Genomic DNA, 18,192 nt, shown 5'->3' with positions numbered 1-18,192 from the left:
CTTCCTCCTTCACGCTCCCTGCGGATGGATGGCTCCGGCCGTCGCCGTCAGCGGGGCCCCGGTCCCGCCCCAGCGCAGCGCGACGATCTCGGCGGCGACGGACACGGCGACCTCCTCGGGCGTACGGGCGCCCAGGTCGAGCCCGACCGGGGAGCGCAGCCGGGACAGCTCGCGTTCGGTGAGTCCGGCCTCGGTCAGCCGTTTCGTCCGGTCGTCGTGCGTACGGCGGCTGCCCATCGCCCCGATGTACGCGGCCGGCCGGCGCAGCGCTTCCTCCAGCAGCGGCACGTCGAACTTCGGGTCGTGGGTGAGGACGCAGATCGCCGTGCGCTCGTCGGTGCCGGTGGAGCGCAGATAGCGGTGCGGCCAGTCCACGACCACCTCCACGCCCGCCGGGAACCGCTTCGGCGTGGCGAAGACCGGGCGGGCGTCGCACACGGTGACCCGGTAGCCGAGGAAGTCACCGATGCGGGCGACCGCGGCGGCGTAGTCGATGGCGCCGAAGACCAGCATGCGCGGCGGTGGGGCGAAGGAGTGCAGGAAGACGGTGACGGCGTCCTCGCGGCGTTCCCCGTGCGGGCCGTAGTGGCGCAACCCCGTGGCGCCGAGGGCGAGTTCGCCGCGGGCGTCGGCGGTGACGGCCACGTCAAGGCCCTCCGTGCCGAGCGTGCCGGACACCGTGTCCGGCCAGACGGCGAGGGTGGCGCCGCGCGGGGCGGGGCCGTCGGTCACCGTGGCGACGGTCACCGGGCGGTGTGCGGCGACCGACTCGGCGACCGCGCCGAAGGAGGGGTCCAGGGCGGCCGTCACGGGACGTACGAGCAGGGTGATCTCGCCGCCGCAGGTGAGGCCGACCGCGAACGCGTCCTCGTCGCTGTACCCGAAGGTCTCAAGGCGGGCCTCGCCGCTCGCCACCACGTCCTGGGCGAGTTCGAAGACGGCTCCCTCGACGCACCCGCCGGACACACTGCCGACGACCTCGTCGTCCGGTCCCACGGCCATCGCCGCACCGGGATCGCGCGGCGCGCTGCGGCTGGTCGCGACGACCGTGGCGAGTCCGAACGGGACCCGTTCCGTGTACCAGCCGTGCAGCACCGGGAGGATGTCACGCATCGTCGGCTCCTTTCACCACTGCCGCCAGCCGTTCCAGCGCGGCCACGCTGTGCCCCTCGACGAACGCGTCCACGCTCGGCAGCGCCGCCGCCATCCCGCCGGCCACGGGCGCGTAACCGGAGCGCGCCTTGCGGGGGTTGGCCCAGATCACCCGGTGGGCCAGCCGGTGCAGACGGCGCATCTGGTCCGCCAGCAGTGCGGGGTCGCCGCGCTCCCAGCCGTCGGAGAGCAGGACCACCACAGCGCCGCGCGCCAGACCGCGCTGTCCCCAGCGGTTCAGGAACTCCCGCAGCAGTTCGCCGAGTCGGGTGCCGCCGCGCCAGTCGGGCACCGCCGCCGCGAGCGCGGCCATCGCCAAGTCCGGGTCGCGTTGCGACAGTTCGCGGGTGACGTGGGTCAGCCGGGTGCCGATGGTGAAGACTTCGGTGTGTGTCCCGCGGGCGGCCGCGTGCGCGAAGCGGAGCAGCGCGTCGGCGTACGGCGCCATGGAACCGCTGACGTCCACCAGCAGCACGACCCGCCGGGGCCGCTCGGCCCGGGCGTGCCGGAGCAGCCGTGCCGGCTCACCGCCGCGCCGCAGCAACTCCCGTACCGTCCGGTGCGGATCGACCTGCCCGCGCCGGGCCGGACGCCGCCGCGCACTGCGCCGGGCCTCGCCCCGCAGCGCGAACGCGGCCAGCAGCCGGCGCACCTGCTCGCGTTCGACCGCGTCCAGCTCGGCGACGTCGCGGTGCCGGAGGACCTCGGCGGGGCTGGCCAGGGCGGCGGCGGGCGGTCCCTGCCGATCTCCTTCGTGGTGGCCCCCGGTGTGCGCGTCCCGTACGACCAGGCGCAGCCGGGGCTGCGGGGTGGCCCGTACCGCCTCCGTGGCGGGTGAGCCGGAGCCGAAGTACGCGGCGAACACCCGCTCGTACCGCTCCAGATCGTCCCGGCCCCCGCACAGCGTCAGCCGCCCCGCCCAGTACACGTCCGCCCGCACCTCCGGCCGCAGCAGGTCCACCGCGCTCAGGAACGCGTGCAGCCGTTCCGTGCTCGCGTCGACGCCGGCCGCCCGCAGCGCACGGGCGAAACCGAGGAGCGCGGCGTCCGCGGCCAGCACGCTCCTCACGCCCCTCGTACGGCGAGCACCGCCGCCAGATCCAGCCCCCGCGCCCGCTCGGCGTCCTCCCGGTACTTCAGCACCGAGCCCAGCGTCGCCACCGCCAGCTCCGCGTCCACCTCGGTCGCGCCGAGCGCGTCGAGGGCCTGCGCCCAGTCGATCGTCTCGGCCACCCCGGGCGGCTTGAGCAGGTCCTCGCCCCGCAGCGCCTGGACGAGTGCGGTCACCTGCTCGGCCAGGCGTGCCGAGACGCCGGGCAACCGCCGCCGCACGATGGCCAGTTCGCGGGCGAAGCCGGGGTGGTCGAACCAGTGGTAGAGGCAGCGGCGCTTGAGGGCGTCGTGCACCTCGCGGGTGCGGTTGGAGGTCAGGACGACGACCGGCGGCTGCTCGGCCCGCAGCGTGCCCAGCTCGGGGATCGTGACGGAGAACTCGGACAGCAGCTCCAGCAGGAACGCCTCGAACTCGTCGTCCGCGCGGTCGATCTCGTCGACCAGCAGCACCGACGGATGCGTCTCCAGGGCACGCAGCAGCGGCCGGGCGATCAGGAACCGCCGGTCGTACAGCTCGCCTTCCAGCCGGTCGGCGTCGGTGATCCCGGCCGCCTCCGCCGCCCGCAGATGCAGCAGCTGGCGCGGGAAGTCCCAGTCGTACAGGGCCTGGGAGGCGTCGATGCCCTCGTGGCACTGCAACCGGATCAGCGGGGCGTCCAGCGCCTCGGCGAGCGCCGACGCGAGCGCCGTCTTGCCCACGCCGGCGTCGCCCTCGCAGAACAGCGGCCGGTGCAGGCGCAGGGCCAGGAAGCAGGCGACGGCCAGACCCTCATCGACGAGGTACCCCGTCTCCTCCAGCCGGGCCCGCACCTGCTCCGGCCCGTCGATGTGCGTGATCGGCCCTCACCCCATTCCGGCGGCCGCCAGCACCGCCCGCTTGGTGAGCACCCGCGCGAGATGCGCCCGGTACTCCGGCGACGCGGACGTGTCCTGCGACGGCCGGGTGCCCTCCGCCGCCGACTGGGCGGCCCGCGCCACGTCCTGCGCGTCACCCGCGCCCGACAGGGCCTCCTCGGTCGCGGACGCGCGCAGCGCCGTGGAGCCCATGTTGGTCAGGCCCACGCGGGCCTGAGTGATCTGCCCGTTGTCGCGCCGCACCAGCGCGGCCACGCCGACGATCGGCCAGGACTGTGCCACCCGGTGGAACTTCTCGTAGTGGAAGCCCCAGCCGTCCGTCTTCGGGATCCGCACCTCGACCAGGAGCTCGTCCGGTTCCAGCGCGGTCTGCAGGTAGTCGACGAAGAACTCGCGCGCCGGGATGGTGCGCCGCCCCCGCGGCCCCTGCGCCACCAGCTCGCCGTCCAGCGCCAGCACCGCGGCGGGTGGATCCCCGGCCGGGTCCGCGTGCGCGAGCGATCCGCCGAGGGTGCCCCGGTGGCGTACGGCGGGATCCGCGACCGTGGCGGTGGCCGTCGCCAGCAGTCCGGCGTGGCGGCGGACGAGCGGGTCGTGGATGACGTCGTGGTGGGTGGTCAGCGCGCCGATGACGAGGGTGTTCCCGTCCTCGCGCACCCCGCGCAGCTCGGGGATGCGGCCGACGTCGACGACCAGTTCGGGGAAGGCCAGCCTGAGCCGCAGCAGCTGCAGCAGACTCTGCCCGCCGGCCAGCACCTTCGCGTCCTCGCCCGCGTCGGCGAGGGTGCGCACCGCCTCGTCGACGCTGCTCGGCCGGGCGTAGTCGAATGCCGGGGGGATCATCGCGCCGCCTCCTCGATCGCTTCCCACACCCGCTGCGGGGTGCAGGGCATCCGCACGTCGGCCACGCCCAGCGGACGCAGCGCGTCCACGACCGCGTTCACGACGGCCGGCGTCGAGGCGATCGTCCCCGCCTCACCGACTCCCTTGACCCCCAAGGGATTCAGGGTCGACGGCGTCTCCGTCCGGTCGGTCACGAAGTCCGGCAGGTCCGCCGCCGACGGCACCAGGTAGTCGGCCATCGTGCCGGAGAGCAGGTTGCCCTCGTCGTCGTAGACCGCCTCCTCGTACAGCGCCTGCGCGATGCCCTGGGCGAGGCCGCCGTGCACCTGACCCTCGACGATCATCGGGTTGACGACCTTGCCGACGTCGTCGACACAGACGTACGACCTGATCCGGGTCTGCCCGGTCTCCGTGTCGACCTCGACCGCGCACAGGTGGGTGCCGTGCGGGTAGGAGAAGTTCTCCGGGTCGACGAGGTGCTCGGCGTTGATGGTGGGCTCCATGCCGTCGGGCAGGTCGTGCGAGGAGAACGTCTCGAAGGCGACCTCCTGGATGGTCTTGCGGGCCTCGGGTGAGCCCTTCACCGAGAAGACGCCGTTGGTGAACTCCAGGTCGTTCTCGCTGGCTTCGAGCAGATGCGCGGCGACCTTGCGGGCCTTGGCGACCACCTTCTCGGCCGCGTGGTGCACGGCGATCCCGCCGACGACCAGCGACCGCGACCCGTAGGTGTCCATGCCCTGCGGGACGGCCCTGGTGTCGCCGTGCACCACCTCGACGTCCTCGAACGGCACGCCCAGCGCGTCGGCGGCGATCTGGCTCCAGCAGGTCGCATGGCCCTGCCCGTGCGGGCTGGTGCCGGTGACGACCTCGACCTTGCCGGTCGGCAGCATGCGGATGGTCGCCGCCTCCCAGCCGCCGGCCGCGTACCTGAGGTCCCTGAGCACCCGGCTCGGCGCGAGCCCGCACATCTCGGTGTACGTCGACACGCCGATGCCGAGGCGTACGGTGTCGCCGCGCTCGTTGCGGTCCGCCTGCTCGGCGCGCAGTTTGTCGTAGCCGAACAGGGCGAGTGCCTTCTCCGTGGCGGCCTCGTAGTTGCCGCTGTCGTAGGTGAGCCCGGCGACGGAGGTGTACGGGAACTCCTCGTGCCGGATCCAGTTGCGGCGCCGCAACTCGATGGGATCCAGGCCGAGTTCGACGGCCAGATCGTCCATGATCCGCTCGATGGCGAAGGTCGCCTCGGGCCGGCCGGCGCCCCGGTAGGCGTCGGTCGGCGTGCGCGTGGTGAAGACGCCCGTGCACGTGAAGTCGTAGGCGTCCATCTTGTAGATCCCCGGGTACATGAAGGCGCCCAGCAGCGGAGTGCCCGGGGTGATGATCATCAGGTAGGCGCCCATGTCGGCCAGCAGGTCGACCTTCAGGCCGAGCAGCTTGCCGTCGCGGGTGGCGGCGATCTCGATGTCCTGGATCTGGCCGCGGCCGTGGTGGGTGGCCTGGTAGTTCTCGGAGCGGGACTCGGTCCACTTCACCGGCCGGCCCAGCTTGCGGGCCACGGCGAGCGCGAGGGCCTCCTCGCCGTACACCTGGAGCTTGGAGCCGAAGCCGCCGCCCACGTCGGGCGCGATCACCCGCAGCTTCTGCTCGGGGATGCCGGTGACCATGGCCAGCAGTACCCGTGCGATGTGCGGGACTTGGGTGGAGGAGTACAGGGTGTACTCGCCGGAGGCCGCGAGCGGGGTGACGACGACCGCGCGGGGCTCCATCGCGTTGGGGATCAGGCGCTGCTGGATGTAGCGCCGCTTCAGGACGAGGTCGGCGCGCTCGCGTACCGCGTCGAAGCTCTCGCCGGTGGCGAGCGGCCAGACGTAGCAGCGGTTGGTGCCCTTGTCGGAGTGGACCAGCGGGGCGCCCTCGGCGAGCGCGTCCTCCAGGTCGAGCACCGGGGGCAGCGGCGTGTAGTCGACCTCGATCGCCTCCAGCGCGTCCGCCGCCGTGTACCGGTCCCGCGCCACGACGACCGCGATCGGGTCGCCCGCGTACCGCACCTCGTCGACCGCCACCGCCGGATGGTCCGGCATGACGATGTCCTCGGTCACCGGCCACACGCACGGCATCGAGCCCATGCCGTCGGCGAGGTCACGTCCCGTGAAGGCGGCGATGACGCCCGGCCGGTCGAGGGCCGCGGAGACGTCGACGCGATCCAGGCGGGCGTGCGCCATGGGGCTGCGCAGGATCGCCAGGTGCAGCAGGCCGCTGACCTGGATGTTGTCGGTCCAGTTGGTCTGGCCCGTGATCAGGTGGGCGTCTTCCTTGCGGGCTCGGGAGCGGCCGACTTCGGGTCCGGCCATCTGGTCGGTCATGCCGGCACCTCCTGCCCGGAGGCGGCGAGCACCGCGCGCACGATGTTCTGGTAGCCGGTGCACCGGCAGAGGTTGCCCTCCAGGGCCTGGCGTACGTCGTCCGAGCTGGGGTGCGGGTTCTCCCGCAGCAGATCCCGGGCCGCCATGATCATGCCCGGGGTGCAGTAGCCGCACTGCAGGCCGTGCTGCTCGTGGAACGCCTTCTGCAGCCCGGTCCACTCGCCGTCCTGGGCGAGCCCCTGGACCGTGGTCACTTCGCTCCCGTCCGCCTGGACGGCGAGGACCGAGCAGCTCTTGACGCTCTCCCCGTCGAGCTCGACCGTGCAGGCCCCGCAGTTGGAGGTGTCGCAGCCGATCGGGGTGCCGGTCAGACCGAGGCGGTCGCGCAGGTAGTGGATCAGCAGCAGACGGGGCTCGACCTCGTCCTCGTACGTCGTGCCGTCCACGTTCACCGAGATGTGGGTCATGTGCCCTCCAGGCCGTGCGGCGGAAGCGAGGGAAATCGGCGACGAAACGTGATGCAGGTCACTCGATGTACGTCACTCTATGACCGCACCTCGACGGCGGCGAGTGCTGCGACGGGCTTCGTTGACGGTTAATCCATTGCTGCGGTGCGTCCGGTTCTGCTGCACTGCTGGGGACATACGTCGTCACACACGAGGAGCACAGATGCGCACTGCGTGCATGTCCACCCACGAAGGAATCCCTCCGATGACCAAGGACATGACGCTCAGTGCACCTGCTCAATCTCGGAATTCTCGCGCACGTAGACGCCGGTAAGACCAGCCTGACCGAGCGGCTGCTGTACGCCGCCGGAGTCGTCGACGAGATCGGCAGCGTCGACGCCGGCTCCACGCGGACCGACTCGCTCGCGCTCGAGAAGCAGCGCGGGATCACCATCAAGTCCGCCGTCGTCTCGTTCCCCCTCGACGACGTGACGGTCAACCTCATCGACACCCCCGGCCACCCGGACTTCATCGCCGAGGTCGAGCGGGTCCTCGGCGTACTCGACGGCGCCGTCCTGGTCGTCTCGGCCGTCGAGGGCGTCCAGCCGCAGACCCGCGTCCTGATGCGCACCCTGCGGCGGCTGCGCATCCCCACCCTGATCTTCGTCAACAAGATCGACCGGCGTGGAGCGGGGTACGACGGGGTGCTGCGGGCGATCGCCGAGCGGCTCACGGCCTCGGTCGTACCGATGGCCACGGTCACCGGACTCGGCACACGCGACGCCCGCGTCACCCCGGGGCTCGCCCCGGCCGCGATCGACGTCCTCACCGACCACGACGACGACCTGCTGTCCGCCTACGTCGAGGACACGGTCTCGTACGACCGCCTGCACACCGCCCTCGCCGACCAGACCCGGCAGACCCTCGTCCACCCCGTCTACTTCGGGTCAGCCATCACGGGCGCGGGCGTGGACGCTCTCATCGCCGGGATCAAGGAGTTGCTGCCCGCGGCCGAGGGTGATCCGGACGGGCCGGTGTCGGGCACCGTCTTCAAGGTCGAGCGGGGACCGGCGGGGGAGAAGATCGCCTATGCGCGGATCTTCTCCGGGACGCCGGCCGTCCGCGACCGGATCGGATTCGGAGACGGTGACACCGAGGGCAAGATCACCGCGATCAGTGTCTTCGAGGAGGGCGCGGACTCCCGTGCCGAGACCGTCCCGGCGGGCCGCATCGCCAAGCTCTGGGGCCTCGACGCCATCCGCATCGGCGACGCGATCGGGGAGCCGCGCAAGGCGTACGAGCACTTCTTCGCGCCGCCCACCCTCGAAACCGTCGTCGTCCCGGGCGCGGGCGTGGACAAGCGGTCCCTGCACCTCGCCCTCACCCAACTCGCCGAGCAGGACCCGCTGATCGGCCTCCGGCACGACGAGATCCGGCAGGAGATCTCCGTGTCCCTCTACGGCGAGGTCCAGAAGGAGGTCATCCAGGCCACACTCGCCGACGACTACGGCCTGGACGTCACCTTCCGGGAGACGTCGACGATCTGCATCGAGCGGCCCGTGGGCACGGGGGCGGCCGTCGAGTTCAACAAGAAGGACGCCAACCCGTTCCTCGCGACCGTCGGCCTGCGCGTCGACCCGGCACCGACCGGCTCGGGCGTCGCCTTCCGGCTGGAGGTGGAACTCGGCTCCATGCCGTACGCGTTCTTCAAGGCCGTCGAGGACACCGTGCGCGAGACCCTTATGCAGGGCCTCAGCGGCTGGCAGGTCACCGACTGCACGGTCACCATGACTCACTCCGGCTACTCGCCCCGGCAGAGCCACGCCCACCAGGGCTTCGACAAGAGCATGTCCAGCACCGGCGCCGACTTCCGGGGCGTGACGCCACTGGTCCTGATCGAGGCGCTGCGCAGGGCGGCCACCCAGGTGTACGAGCCCATGCACCGCTTCCGCATCGAGACGCCCGTGGACACCCTGGGCGCCCTGCTCCCGGTGCTGGCCGCGCTGCGGGCCGTACCGCAGACCACCGGGACCAGGGGTGGCGCCAGCGTTCTGGAGGGTGCCGTTCCCGCGGGCCGGGTACACGAACTGGAGCAGCGGCTGCCGGGGCTCACCCGGGGCGAAGGCGAGCTGGAGAGCGCCTTCGACCACTATGCGCCGGTCATCCGCGGCACGGCCCCGCGGCGTCCGCGCACCGACCACAATCCGCTCAACCGCAAGGAATATCTGTTGAACGTGACGCGCAGAGTGGGCGGTTGAGCCGGGCGGGATTTAACTTACTCCAGAGTCAGGGGTGTTGACGGTGTCCTGAAATTACCGGACGGTAGTGAACATGCCGAATAAGCGTGCGCGTGTGCTCCTTGTTCTGGTTCTCCTCTGTGGGTTCCTGTCGGTGGCGGGCGCCCGCCCCGCCACCGCCGCCTCCGTCCCCGACTCCCTCTGGTTCGACGAATCCCCGCTCACCGTGCAGAACGGCCACTTCACCGACGGCCACGGCCGCGAGGTCGTGCTGCGCGGCTACAACGTCTCCGGCGAGACCAAGCTCAAGGAGAACAACGGCCTGCCCTTCGCCTCGGTCGCCGACGCGAAGAAGTCCGCGACCGCGCTGAGAGCGCTCGGCGGCGGCAACTCGGTCCGCTTCCTGCTGTCCTGGGCGTACGCCGAGCCCGTGCGCGGCCAGGTGGACAACGCCTACCTGGCCGCCGCCACCGCCCAGATCGGCGCGTTCCTCGACGCCGGGATCCGGGTGTACCCCGACTTCCACCAGGACCTCTACTCCCGCTGGCTCTTCGACTCGGACAGCTGGTACACCGGCGACGGCGCCCCCAAGTGGGCCGTGGACCTCGGTGACTACCCCGACGAGTACTGCGGGATCTGCCCCTTCTGGGGCCAGAACATCACCTCCAACGCGGCCGTGACGGAGGCGACGTACGACTTCTGGCACAACACGTACGGCCTGCAGGACTCGTTCCTCGACACCGCCCAGAAGACGATGGCGTACGTCAAGCAGAACCTCTCGACCGCCCAGTTCGCGGGTGTCGTCGGCTTCGACCCGTACAACGAACCCCACGCTGGCGTCTACGACTCGGGCCAGTCCAGCCGGGCCTGGGAGAAGGACGTCCTGTGGCCCTTCTACGTGAAGTTCCGGGCGCGGATGGACGCGGCCGGCTGGCAGGCCAAGCCGGCGTTCGTCGAACCGAACCTGTTCTGGAACGCCAACCTGGACTTCCAGAAGCAGGAGGGTGGCCTGCTCGACGCGGGCACGCTGGGACCGCGCTTCGTCTTCAACACCCACTTCTACGACCAGAAGGCGATCTCCGGCATCTTCATGTGGGGCAAGGCGGCGGACGGACAGTACGCGGGCGACTTCGGCATGGTGCGTGACCGGGCCTCCGCCACCAAGACGCCCGCGATCATCAGCGAGTTCGGCCACCCGCTGACCGGCACGGTCTCCGACAAGGCGCCGACGGTCCTCAAGGCGATGTACCAGGCCCTCGACTCCCGGGTGCCGGGGGCGAGTTGGTGGACGAACCCGACCGGCTCCGGTCCCGTCCTCTCCGGCAGCCAGTGGCAGTGGGACATCTACCACGGCCGCCACCACGAGCTGATGAACGACAACCCCGACAAGGTGCAGACCGAGGGCGACGCCTGGAACGACGAGGACCTGTCCGCCGTACGCCTCGACGACTCCGGTACGGCCGTCCTGCGCCAGGACACGCGGCTTGTCGACCGCGTTTACCCGAGCGCCACCTCCGGCACGACCGTCGCCTTCACCTACGAGGACCGCTCCCGCGACGGCTCCACGACCCTGACCTGGAACCCGGTTCCCACGTCACTGCCCAACGTGAACCGGCTGGTGGGCTCCGGGCAGTACAGCCTGCTCGTGTGGCGCTCGGGCAGCGGCTCGGCACCCACCGAACTGCACCTCCCGGCAACCTTCCCGACTTCGACCACCACCGTCGTCTCCGACCTGGGCACGGCCTACGCCCCGCCCTCATACACGACGTCGACCCCGATCGCGGCGGCCCCCGAACCAGGCGGCACCGGCAGCCGCCGCCTGCTGCTGACGGACTCCGACTCGGGCACGCTGCACTACGCGCTCGTCACCAACGGCGCGACGAATCCCTCGTCGTCCCTGCTGAACGCGGCGAAGGCCGAACTGGCGGCCTGGGCAGCCCAGCGCGTCGGCTGACAGCCGCCCCTCGCGTCGGGGTCGAACCGGACCCCGACGTGGGGGCAGGTTGCAGCAGGCCCGGCCCGGACGTCGTAGGATCACCCACCGCTGACGGGCACATAGTGGGGGAGACGACGTTGCGGAAACCCGACGACCGACGCGCCGCCGTCCCGCGCTTCGCGACCGAACTCGTCGCCTGGGTGGCCACGCCCTGGGCGCTGGCCGGGTACTCCTGGCCGCTCGCGGTGCTGTCCGTGGTGGTGCTGATCGGGCTGCCGACCGTGTTCACCACACCGTGGGACAAGGCCCACGGGATCGTGCCGGTGCCCGGGGCGGTCACGATCCTTCTGGTACTGCTCCAGCTGGTGGCGGCCGTGGTCTCCGCCTGGCTGGCCTGGCCCGTGTGGGCGGCGGTCGCGGTGTCCCTGCTGGCCGCCGCCACGCTGGTCACGGAACGCCCGCGGTGGCGGTGGCTGGTGTCCGGGCACCGCGCCACCGCCTGAACCGCCCGGGTCTCAGCGTCTCAGCCGGAGGTTCCCGTCCAGTCCGCGGCCACATGTCCCAGCCGCACCCGCTGCGGATGGTCGCCGACCGGGACGGACACGGTCTTCTTGCCGGTGGCGAAGTCGATGGCCGTGACCTGGTCGGTGCCGCTCTCCGACACCACGCAGCTCTTTCCGTCGCCGCTGACGGTCGCCCAGTACGGCTTCGAGGCGGTGACCAGCGGGCCCTCCTGGAGTGTGGCGCGGTCGACGACCGTCGCGTAGTCGTCCATCGTGCCCGCGACGCACAGCTTGCTGCCGTCGGGGCTCATCGAAATGCCGTGGTGGCGCGAGTCGTTGACGAACGTGGTGCGGTCGTCGCTGGTCGCCGGGTTCTTCGGCAGCGTCTTCGTACGGGTGATCTTGTCTGTCGCGATGTCGTACTCGAAGAAGCCGTTGAAGAACGAGACCTGGAAGTACAGCTTGGACTCGTCGGGCGAGAACACCGCGGGCCGGACGGCGTCCGAGTAGTCCGTGAGGCCGATGGCGTCCAGCCGCTGCCGCATGTCGATGACCTTGACCCGCTCGTACGTGGTCGCGTCGACGACGGTGATGTACCGGTTGCCCTTCGTCCAGTCCAGCCAGGGCGCGTCGGTCGCCGTGTTCACATCGCCGATGCCCATGTTCCAGAGGTACTTGCCGTCCTTGGTGAAGATGTTCTCGTGCGGCTTGTCGGCGGTGGCGACCGAACCGAGCTGCTTGCCGGTGACGATGTCCAGCACGTGCACGGTGTTGGAGGTGGACGCGGACACGGCGACGCGCTTGCCGTCGGGGGAGACCGTCATGTGGTCGGAGCGGTAACCCGACACGGGGAAGCGCCAGTTGATGTCGCCGGTGGCCAGGTCGATCGAGACCACGTCGGCGAAGCTCGGACGGGAGACGACCACCGACGAACCGTCCGGCGTGGTGTACATGTCGTCCACGAACTGGTCGTGGCCCTCGCCGACGCTGTTGCGGATGGCCATGAAGTAGATCCACTTGATCGGGTTCGCGTTGATCTCCGCCATCCGCGCGTCCTTGTCGGGGATGACGTTGATCCGGCCGATCTTCGCGAAGTCGCCGGAAGCCTTGATGACGTCGGCGGTGCCGTCCCAGTTGTTGCCGACGAACAGCCCTTCGCGCAGGGCGGCGGCGTCCGAGGGGCCGGTGGCGGCGGTGGCCGCGGTCGCGGGGGCGGTGACGGTCAGGACGAGGGCGGCGGCCATGGAGCAAAGGTGCCTGGGGCGGATGGCAGGCATGGGTGCTCTCTTCTCTGGGGGGCGGGTGCCAGGGGCGGGGCATGCCAAGACGGGGTGGTGAATCTGAACACAACTACTTTCACAGTGGACTTACTGAAAAGTAAGGAGCGGGTGTCCTGTTCGACAAGACCGCGCACACGACAAAATTGATCGACGGGGTCAGGCGAGGGAACGGGGAGGGTTCGTGACGGGCAGGCTCAGGGCGCCGACCGGCCGGTACAGGGGCAAGTCCGCCGAGGAGCGGCAGGCCGAGCGCCGCCGCCGCTTCCTCGACGCCGCGCTCCAGCTGTTCGGCGACTCACCCGGCTACCGGGCCACGACCGTGGCCGCGCTGAGCGAGGCCGCCGGGCTCTCCACCCGCCAGTTCTACGAGGAGTTCCGCACCCTCGAGGACGTCCTGGCCGCCCTCCACCTCCAGGTCAACGACTGGGCCGAGGAGGCGGTGCTCGCCGCGGTGGCCGCTGCGGACGGCCTGCCGCTCGCCGAACGCGCCACCGCGATCTTCCGCGCCTACGCCGCCAACGTCACCGCCGATCCACGCCGTATCCGCATCACCTTCGTCGAGATCATCGGCGTCAGCCCCCGCCTGGAACACCAGCGCCTGGCCCGCCGCGCCCGCTGGGTCGACCTGGTGTGCGCGGAAGCGGGCGCGGCGGTCGCCCGGGGCGAGGCGGCGCCCCGCGACTACCGGCTCGCCGCGACCGCCTTCATCGGCAGCGTCAACGGCCTGCTCCACGACTGGAGCGCCGGGTGGGTGGACGCCACGCTGGAGGAGGCGGTGGACGAACTGGTCCGACAACTGCTGGGGATTCTGCGGCCGGCGGGGTGGGAGGCGGGGTGACGGGCCGGGGAGAGCGGTCGCTCGTGGCCGCCGAGTTGACGGTGCGGTACATGGTCGTGCCGGCCGCCGATGCGCTTAGCGTGCGTCAGTCACTCAGCCCGTTCACCGCGGCAACCTCCGGGGCGATCCCGTCGCCAGCCTCGAACAGCCCTTCACGGACCCCGTCCCCGAGAACCGGGATACCGCTCGTTCTCAACCGGCGACGGCTTCAGCGTTCTGCAGGAAGGCGCCGCCGCGGAGCGGTTCTGGACGAGTGACCGCGCGAACTGCTCGCCGCGGGCTTGCAGCCGCTTACCGGCAGCGCAAACGGGCGTTGAACATGTGCACGGCACGCCACAGTTCGGCTTCCGGGTCTCCGGCAGGAGCGATGTAGAACACCCTCAGCATCGGGTGGTGGCGCTCGTAGCCGTCGTAGTGGTCGCGGTGAACGTTGTGCCAGATCGTGATGCGCATGGACTGCTCCTGGGCGGGCTTGGACAGGGTTCAGCGGGCGCGCGCGGTCAGCAGGGAGCTGCCGCACTCGTGCATCCAGGCCTGGTGGACCTCGAAGTCGGGATTGGCCGGCGGGACGGTCCAGACCGGCCGCCATCGGGGTGTCCGGCCCGGGCGGTGAGCGCGGCGCAGATCTCCTCGGCGGCGTTCGTGATGCTCACGCCGACGCCGTTCTCGGTAACGATGGCGAGATTGCCGCCGCCAGCAGTGATCACGGAGGTCAGGGACGGGGCGGAAGGCGTTGGCCGAGTTCAGCTGGAGTCGAGGCGGCTGCCCACTCTTTCGGGTGAGATCTTCGAGCTGACACACTCCGGAGGGTGTCGGGGGAACCAACTGTGGAGTTCTGCGCTCGAGTTGATCCTGGCCACGAGCGAGCCGGCCGTACGGATCGGGCCAACGTACGTTTTCCGGTACGTCGACGTGCGGCGCTCCACGGGAGTCGCGGTCCCGGATACGTTACGGTGAGCCCGGCGGAGTGGGTTTACGCGTACGGCTACGAGGCGTTAGCCAATGGACGAGGCAGGGGGTAGCGTGACGTCAGAGCGCGGCAGTCGGTCGGCGGTGACTGCCCGGGGGCGAACGGCGGTCGGCAGGTCCCCGGGACCGCGTGCGGCGGAGATCAGGGCCGCGGCTCTCGTCCTGTTCGCCGAGCGCGGGTACGCCGCCACCACGATGGCCGACATCGGCGAAGCCGTGGGGATGCGCGGGCCGAGTCTGTACAAGCACGTGGGGTCCAAACAGGAACTGCTCGCGCAGATCATGACGGGCACGATGGACGACCTGCTGCGCAATCACCGCATCGCGGTGGCCGGCTGCGAGGACGTGGTGGAGCGGCTGCGCCGGACCGCCGAGGCGCATGTCCGCTACCACGCCCGGCACCGCCTGGAAGCGTTCGTGGGGACCCGGGAGATCCGCAGTCTGGAGGAGCCGCACCGCACGGAGGTCCTGCGGCGGCGGGCGGCCTACGAGCAGGCGTTCCGGACGTTGCTCACCGAAGGTGTGGAGGCCGGCCGCTTCGCGATCACCACGGTGAAGCTGACCTCCTACGCGATCCTGGACCTCGGGATGGGTGTGGCTGTCTGGTACCGCGAGAACGGTGACATGACGGAGGATCAGGTCGTCTACCAGTACGGCGACTTCGCCCTGCGGCTGGCCGGAGTGCGCTGAGCCGCCCGGTCAGGTGTGGCGTACCACCCTGGTGGCGATCTCGGTGGCGGTGTCCGCGGCGGTCAGTCCGTACACGAGGGCTGAGGCGAGTCCGCCCGCGTAGGCGCGGTGCCACAGACCGCCCGTGTCCGATCCGGCGGCCAGGAGTCCGTGGAGCGGTTCGCCGTCCTCGCGCAGTACGCGGGCCCGGTCGTCGATGCGTACGCCGTGAAACGGGAAGGTGATGGCCGGCACCGTCTCGATGACGTAGTACGGCGGTTCGTCCAGCGGCAGACGGTCCAGTTCTCGGCCGGGCGCCGGTTCCAGCCCTGCCGAGGTCTGCTCGTTGAACCGTTTGACGGCGTCACGGACGGCGTCGCCCCGGTATCCCCATTCCTCCGGCAGCCAGGCCAGTTCGTCGAGGTCTTCGGCGAGTCCGACGCGGCCGCCTCGCTTGCTCGCCAGGGCGAACTTGTCGACGGCGACGGCACCCTCGACGTACGAGCCGACGATCCAGTCGCAGAACACCCGGGCGTCGGCGATGAGCAGACCGCGGCTTTCGGGCTGCTCCAGCAGCGCCATGGCGGTGAGGTGGTCGCCCAGGGTCTCGTCGGCGAACCGCTCGTTCCGCAGATTGAACAGGAGGGCGTGCTCGCTGTAATACAGCGACATGTCGACGAAGTCGGCCGGGTCGGCGAAGGGGATGCCGCTGGGAATGAGGTGGCCGTAGAAGCCGGCGTCATGGTGGCCGGCGGCAGCGCCGACCCGGGTGGCCAGGCGGTAACCGCCGCCGCGGCTGTGCGGGTTGGAGCGGAGTTCCATGCGGTCGGCGTGGGGGTGCACATGCGCGGTGCGCAGGGCGGGGTCGCCCTGGAATCCGCCGGTCGCGAGAAGCGTGGCCCTGGCCCGTACCTGTCTGCGGGTGCCGTCGGCCGTCCTCAACTCCGCTCCGACCACGGTGCCGTGCTCGACCATGAGCCGTTCGGTGTCGGTCTCCAGCAGTAGCTCGCCGCCGCTGTCGAGGACGAGCCGACGGCAGGTGTCGACGTAGTGGTTGGTGTCGAACTGGTGGCCGCGGCCGAAGCTGAGGATGCGTTGGGCGTCCTTGGCCTCCACGCCGAGGGAGCGGATCCAGGAGATGCCGTCGTCGAACCGGTCCACGAGCGCGCGCTTGAGCGCGACGTCTCCGTGCGGATTGTGCTGGTCCATGACGTCGTGGCTCGGGGCGGTCCACGCGTAACCGGCGAAGCGTGCGGAGCCGCCGACGTCCCCGCCGATCTCGGCGATCACCACGGACAGACCGTTGCGAACGGCGCGGGCGCCGGCGGTCAGTCCTGCCATACCCGCACCGACGATCAGCAGATCGACGCCATCTGGGCGCATGGGACGCTCCTTCGGCCAAGGGATCGACTCTCCGGCGAGGTTCACGAGGTCCACCCGACCTCTTGCGAGTAAACCGAACCCGATTCAAAATCTCAACCGTCGCACTCGTGTGGATACGGTGACCATGTCGCGCGGTATCGTCACACATGCACGTCCAGCACGTCGATTTTCCGCTCCGCTTCCCGGGAAATCCGTGCGTGAAGGGTAGCTGTACTGAGTTCAGTTCTGTACCGTCCCGGGCGTCGGCAGGGTATGGGACCGTGCCGTGGGAAGGAGAGTCGGAGCATGAGTGCCACTCATCGGTCCGCCGCAGCAGAGGCGGAGTCGGCGACGTACGATCCGGTCACGGTGCGCCGCGCGATGCTCGCCGGCAGCCTCGGGACCCTCATCGAGTACTACGACTTCAGTGTCTACGGCTATCTCGCCGTGGTGATCGCTCCGCAGTTCTTCCCGAGCGACGATCCCGCGGCCTCACTCCTGGCGGCGCTCGCGGTGTTCGCCACCGGCCTCGTGGTGCGGCCGGTCGGCGGTGTCTTCTTCGGGTGGCTCGGCGACCGATGGGGCCGTCGCAAGGCACTCGTCTCCTCGGTGGTGTGCATGGGAGTGGCCAGCAGCATCACGGGACTGCTGCCCACCTACAGCCAGATCGGCGTGGCCGCCGCCGTACTGCTCCTGCTCGCCCGGCTGGTGCAGGGCATCTCCACAGGTGGCGAGTCGGTCGGCGCCTACACCTACATCTACGAGTCGGCGCCGCCCAAGCGCAGGGCCTTCCTCGGTGCGGTCACGCCCATCGGGTCCAACCTCGGATTCATGTTCGCGGCCGCCACGGCCGGGGTGATCTCCGCGCTCGCCACGAAGGACCAGATGGCCGACTGGGGCTGGCGGTTGCCCTTCCTGATGGCTATACCGCTCACCGTGTTCTGCCTGTGGGCCCGGCTGCGGATCGAGGACACCCCGGAATTCGAGGAGGCGGCACGCCGCGCCGACATCCCCACGGCTCCGATCCGCGAGGTCCTCTCCACCCACCGCGCGGCACTTTGGCAGTCCATCGGCCTGTCCATGGCGCAGGGCGGCGCCATCTTCCTCGGGCTGACGTACATCGGCATTTACCTGACCAACGACCTGGGGTACGACTCCACGCAGGTGCTCTGGCTGAGCGCGGGCGTCGTGCTGGTCACCGTGCTGCTGATGGTGCCGGCCGGCTGGCTCGCAACCCGGTTCGGCTCGCGTCGCATCCTGCTGTGCGGATTGCTGGGATTTCTGGTGACGGCCTACCCCACGATGATGCTCATGGACCAGGACAGCCTGGCCCTGGCCGGCCTGGCTTACCTGCTGTTCATGCTGAGCAGCGCGTTCGTGCAGGTCCCGGCGGCCAGTCTGTGGCCGCATCTGTTCGAGCGCCGGGTCCGCTACACCGGCATGGCGATCGGGTACAACGTCGGCACCGTCCTCGCGGGCGGTACGGCTCCGTACATCGCGACCTTCCTGGTCCAGCGGACCGGAAACCTGCTCTCCCCGGCGTTCTTCGTCATGGCGGTCTGCGTGATCGGGATCGGCGCCCTGGCCACCGTCCGCAAGGATGTGTAGGAGGGGGCGGCGGGTGCGACT

General features: G+C 70.5%; 15 protein-coding genes. 6 read left to right on the top strand and 9 right to left on the bottom strand.

The genetic code is table 11. From position 1 onward, the window contains the following. Window positions 1-9: 9 nt before the first annotated feature. From OG828_RS03915 to OG828_RS03890, 6 genes are read right to left on the bottom strand one after another with little or no spacing between them, the layout of a single operon-like run. Complete coding sequence (locus OG828_RS03915) at window positions 10-1,113, bottom strand: XdhC family protein (protein WP_328500099.1); 1,104 nt, start codon at window positions 1,111-1,113, stop codon at window positions 10-12. Next, on the bottom strand, window positions 1,106-2,212 hold the full coding sequence (locus OG828_RS03910) for a vWA domain-containing protein (RefSeq protein WP_443062369.1): 1,107 nt from the start codon (window positions 2,210-2,212) through the stop codon (window positions 1,106-1,108). The genes OG828_RS03915 and OG828_RS03910 overlap by 8 nt, the downstream gene beginning before the upstream one ends. Window positions 2,213-2,217: 5 nt before the next feature. Then, window positions 2,218-3,102 carry an AAA family ATPase gene (locus OG828_RS03905; RefSeq protein WP_328371564.1) on the bottom strand — a complete coding sequence of 295 codons (885 nt, stop codon included), beginning with the start codon at window positions 3,100-3,102 and terminating at the stop codon, window positions 2,218-2,220. A 6-nt stretch (window positions 3,103-3,108) separates the two neighbouring features. Beyond that, complete coding sequence (locus tag OG828_RS03900; RefSeq protein ID WP_328500097.1) at window positions 3,109-3,963, bottom strand: FAD binding domain-containing protein; 855 nt, start codon at window positions 3,961-3,963, stop codon at window positions 3,109-3,111. Then, window positions 3,960-6,323, bottom strand: a complete 2,364-nt coding sequence (locus tag OG828_RS03895; protein WP_328500096.1) for a xanthine dehydrogenase family protein molybdopterin-binding subunit — start codon at window positions 6,321-6,323, stop codon at window positions 3,960-3,962. The genes OG828_RS03900 and OG828_RS03895 overlap by 4 nt, the downstream gene beginning before the upstream one ends. After that, on the bottom strand, window positions 6,320-6,790 hold the full coding sequence (locus OG828_RS03890) for a (2Fe-2S)-binding protein (RefSeq protein WP_328500095.1): 471 nt from the start codon (window positions 6,788-6,790) through the stop codon (window positions 6,320-6,322). The genes OG828_RS03895 and OG828_RS03890 overlap by 4 nt, the downstream gene beginning before the upstream one ends. A gap of 266 nt (window positions 6,791-7,056) precedes the next feature. Here OG828_RS03890 and OG828_RS03885 point away from each other — a divergent pair, with 266 nt between their 5' ends. The 3 genes from OG828_RS03885 (at window position 7,057) to OG828_RS03875 (ending at window position 11,445) form a co-directional block, all read left to right on the top strand. After that, window positions 7,057-9,027, top strand: a complete 1,971-nt coding sequence (locus OG828_RS03885) for a translation factor GTPase family protein (RefSeq protein WP_328500094.1) — start codon at window positions 7,057-7,059, stop codon at window positions 9,025-9,027. 73 nt (window positions 9,028-9,100) lie between these two features. Next, the gene (locus OG828_RS03880; protein WP_328500093.1) at window positions 9,101-10,960 is read left to right on the top strand and encodes a cellulase family glycosylhydrolase; all 1,860 of its coding nucleotides are present in this window, start codon (window positions 9,101-9,103) and stop codon (window positions 10,958-10,960) included. A gap of 119 nt (window positions 10,961-11,079) precedes the next feature. Further along, window positions 11,080-11,445 (top strand): hypothetical protein, encoded by a 366-nt coding sequence (locus tag OG828_RS03875; RefSeq protein WP_328500092.1) that lies wholly within the window; start codon window positions 11,080-11,082, stop codon window positions 11,443-11,445. 20 nt (window positions 11,446-11,465) lie between these two features. Here the strand turns inward: OG828_RS03875 and OG828_RS03870 are convergent, their stop codons facing one another. Next, window positions 11,466-12,722 carry a YncE family protein gene (locus OG828_RS03870; RefSeq protein WP_328500091.1) on the bottom strand — a complete coding sequence of 419 codons (1,257 nt, stop codon included), beginning with the start codon at window positions 12,720-12,722 and terminating at the stop codon, window positions 11,466-11,468. Between the two features lie 184 nt (window positions 12,723-12,906). Here OG828_RS03870 and OG828_RS03865 point away from each other — a divergent pair, with 184 nt between their 5' ends. Further along, the gene (locus tag OG828_RS03865) at window positions 12,907-13,563 is read left to right on the top strand and encodes a TetR/AcrR family transcriptional regulator (protein WP_328436600.1); all 657 of its coding nucleotides are present in this window, start codon (window positions 12,907-12,909) and stop codon (window positions 13,561-13,563) included. Window positions 13,564-13,854: 291 nt separating this feature from the next. Here the strand turns inward: OG828_RS03865 and OG828_RS03860 are convergent, their stop codons facing one another. Beyond that, on the bottom strand, window positions 13,855-14,016 hold the full coding sequence (locus tag OG828_RS03860) for a hypothetical protein (RefSeq protein ID WP_328350158.1): 162 nt from the start codon (window positions 14,014-14,016) through the stop codon (window positions 13,855-13,857). Window positions 14,017-14,586: 570 nt separating this feature from the next. Between OG828_RS03860 and OG828_RS03855 the strand changes: the two genes are divergently transcribed. Further along, entirely contained in the window at window positions 14,587-15,222 is a 636-nt protein-coding gene (locus OG828_RS03855) for a TetR/AcrR family transcriptional regulator (RefSeq protein ID WP_328500090.1), read from the top strand. A 9-nt stretch (window positions 15,223-15,231) separates the two neighbouring features. Here the strand turns inward: OG828_RS03855 and OG828_RS03850 are convergent, their stop codons facing one another. Continuing rightward, the gene (locus tag OG828_RS03850) at window positions 15,232-16,584 is read right to left on the bottom strand and encodes an FAD-dependent oxidoreductase (RefSeq protein WP_328500089.1); all 1,353 of its coding nucleotides are present in this window, start codon (window positions 16,582-16,584) and stop codon (window positions 15,232-15,234) included. Between the two features lie 285 nt (window positions 16,585-16,869). On the opposite strand from OG828_RS03850, the gene OG828_RS03845 reads away from it, so the two are divergent. Beyond that, entirely contained in the window at window positions 16,870-18,171 is a 1,302-nt protein-coding gene (locus tag OG828_RS03845; RefSeq protein WP_328350152.1) for an MFS transporter, read from the top strand. The last annotated feature ends 21 nt before the right edge of the window (window positions 18,172-18,192 follow it).

The sequence above is a fragment of the Streptomyces sp. NBC_00457 genome (genome assembly GCF_036014015.1).
Classification (GTDB): domain Bacteria; phylum Actinomycetota; class Actinomycetes; order Streptomycetales; family Streptomycetaceae; genus Streptomyces.
The sequence above is the reverse complement of the archived record's forward strand: the minus strand, read 5'-3'. Positions and strand labels throughout refer to the sequence as shown.

What these genes read in the sequence shown, in the direction of transcription:
- OG828_RS03850 (WP_328500089.1), bottom strand. Translation starts at nt 16,584, where the DNA reads ATGCGCCCAGATGGCGTCGATCTGCTGATCGTCGGTGCGGGTATGGCA.
- OG828_RS03845 (WP_328350152.1), top strand. Translation starts at nt 16,870, where the DNA reads ATGAGTGCCACTCATCGGTCCGCCGCAGCAGAGGCGGAGTCGGCGACG.
- OG828_RS03870 (WP_328500091.1), bottom strand. Translation starts at nt 12,722, where the DNA reads ATGCCTGCCATCCGCCCCAGGCACCTTTGCTCCATGGCCGCCGCCCTC.
- OG828_RS03880 (WP_328500093.1), top strand. Translation starts at nt 9,101, where the DNA reads ATGCCGAATAAGCGTGCGCGTGTGCTCCTTGTTCTGGTTCTCCTCTGT.
- OG828_RS03915 (WP_328500099.1), bottom strand. Translation starts at nt 1,113, where the DNA reads ATGCGTGACATCCTCCCGGTGCTGCACGGCTGGTACACGGAACGGGTC.
- OG828_RS03860 (WP_328350158.1), bottom strand. Translation starts at nt 14,016, where the DNA reads ATGCGCATCACGATCTGGCACAACGTTCACCGCGACCACTACGACGGC.
- OG828_RS03895 (WP_328500096.1), bottom strand. Translation starts at nt 6,323, where the DNA reads ATGACCGACCAGATGGCCGGACCCGAAGTCGGCCGCTCCCGAGCCCGC.
- OG828_RS03900 (WP_328500097.1), bottom strand. Translation starts at nt 3,963, where the DNA reads ATGATCCCCCCGGCATTCGACTACGCCCGGCCGAGCAGCGTCGACGAG.
- OG828_RS03890 (WP_328500095.1), bottom strand. Translation starts at nt 6,790, where the DNA reads ATGACCCACATCTCGGTGAACGTGGACGGCACGACGTACGAGGACGAG.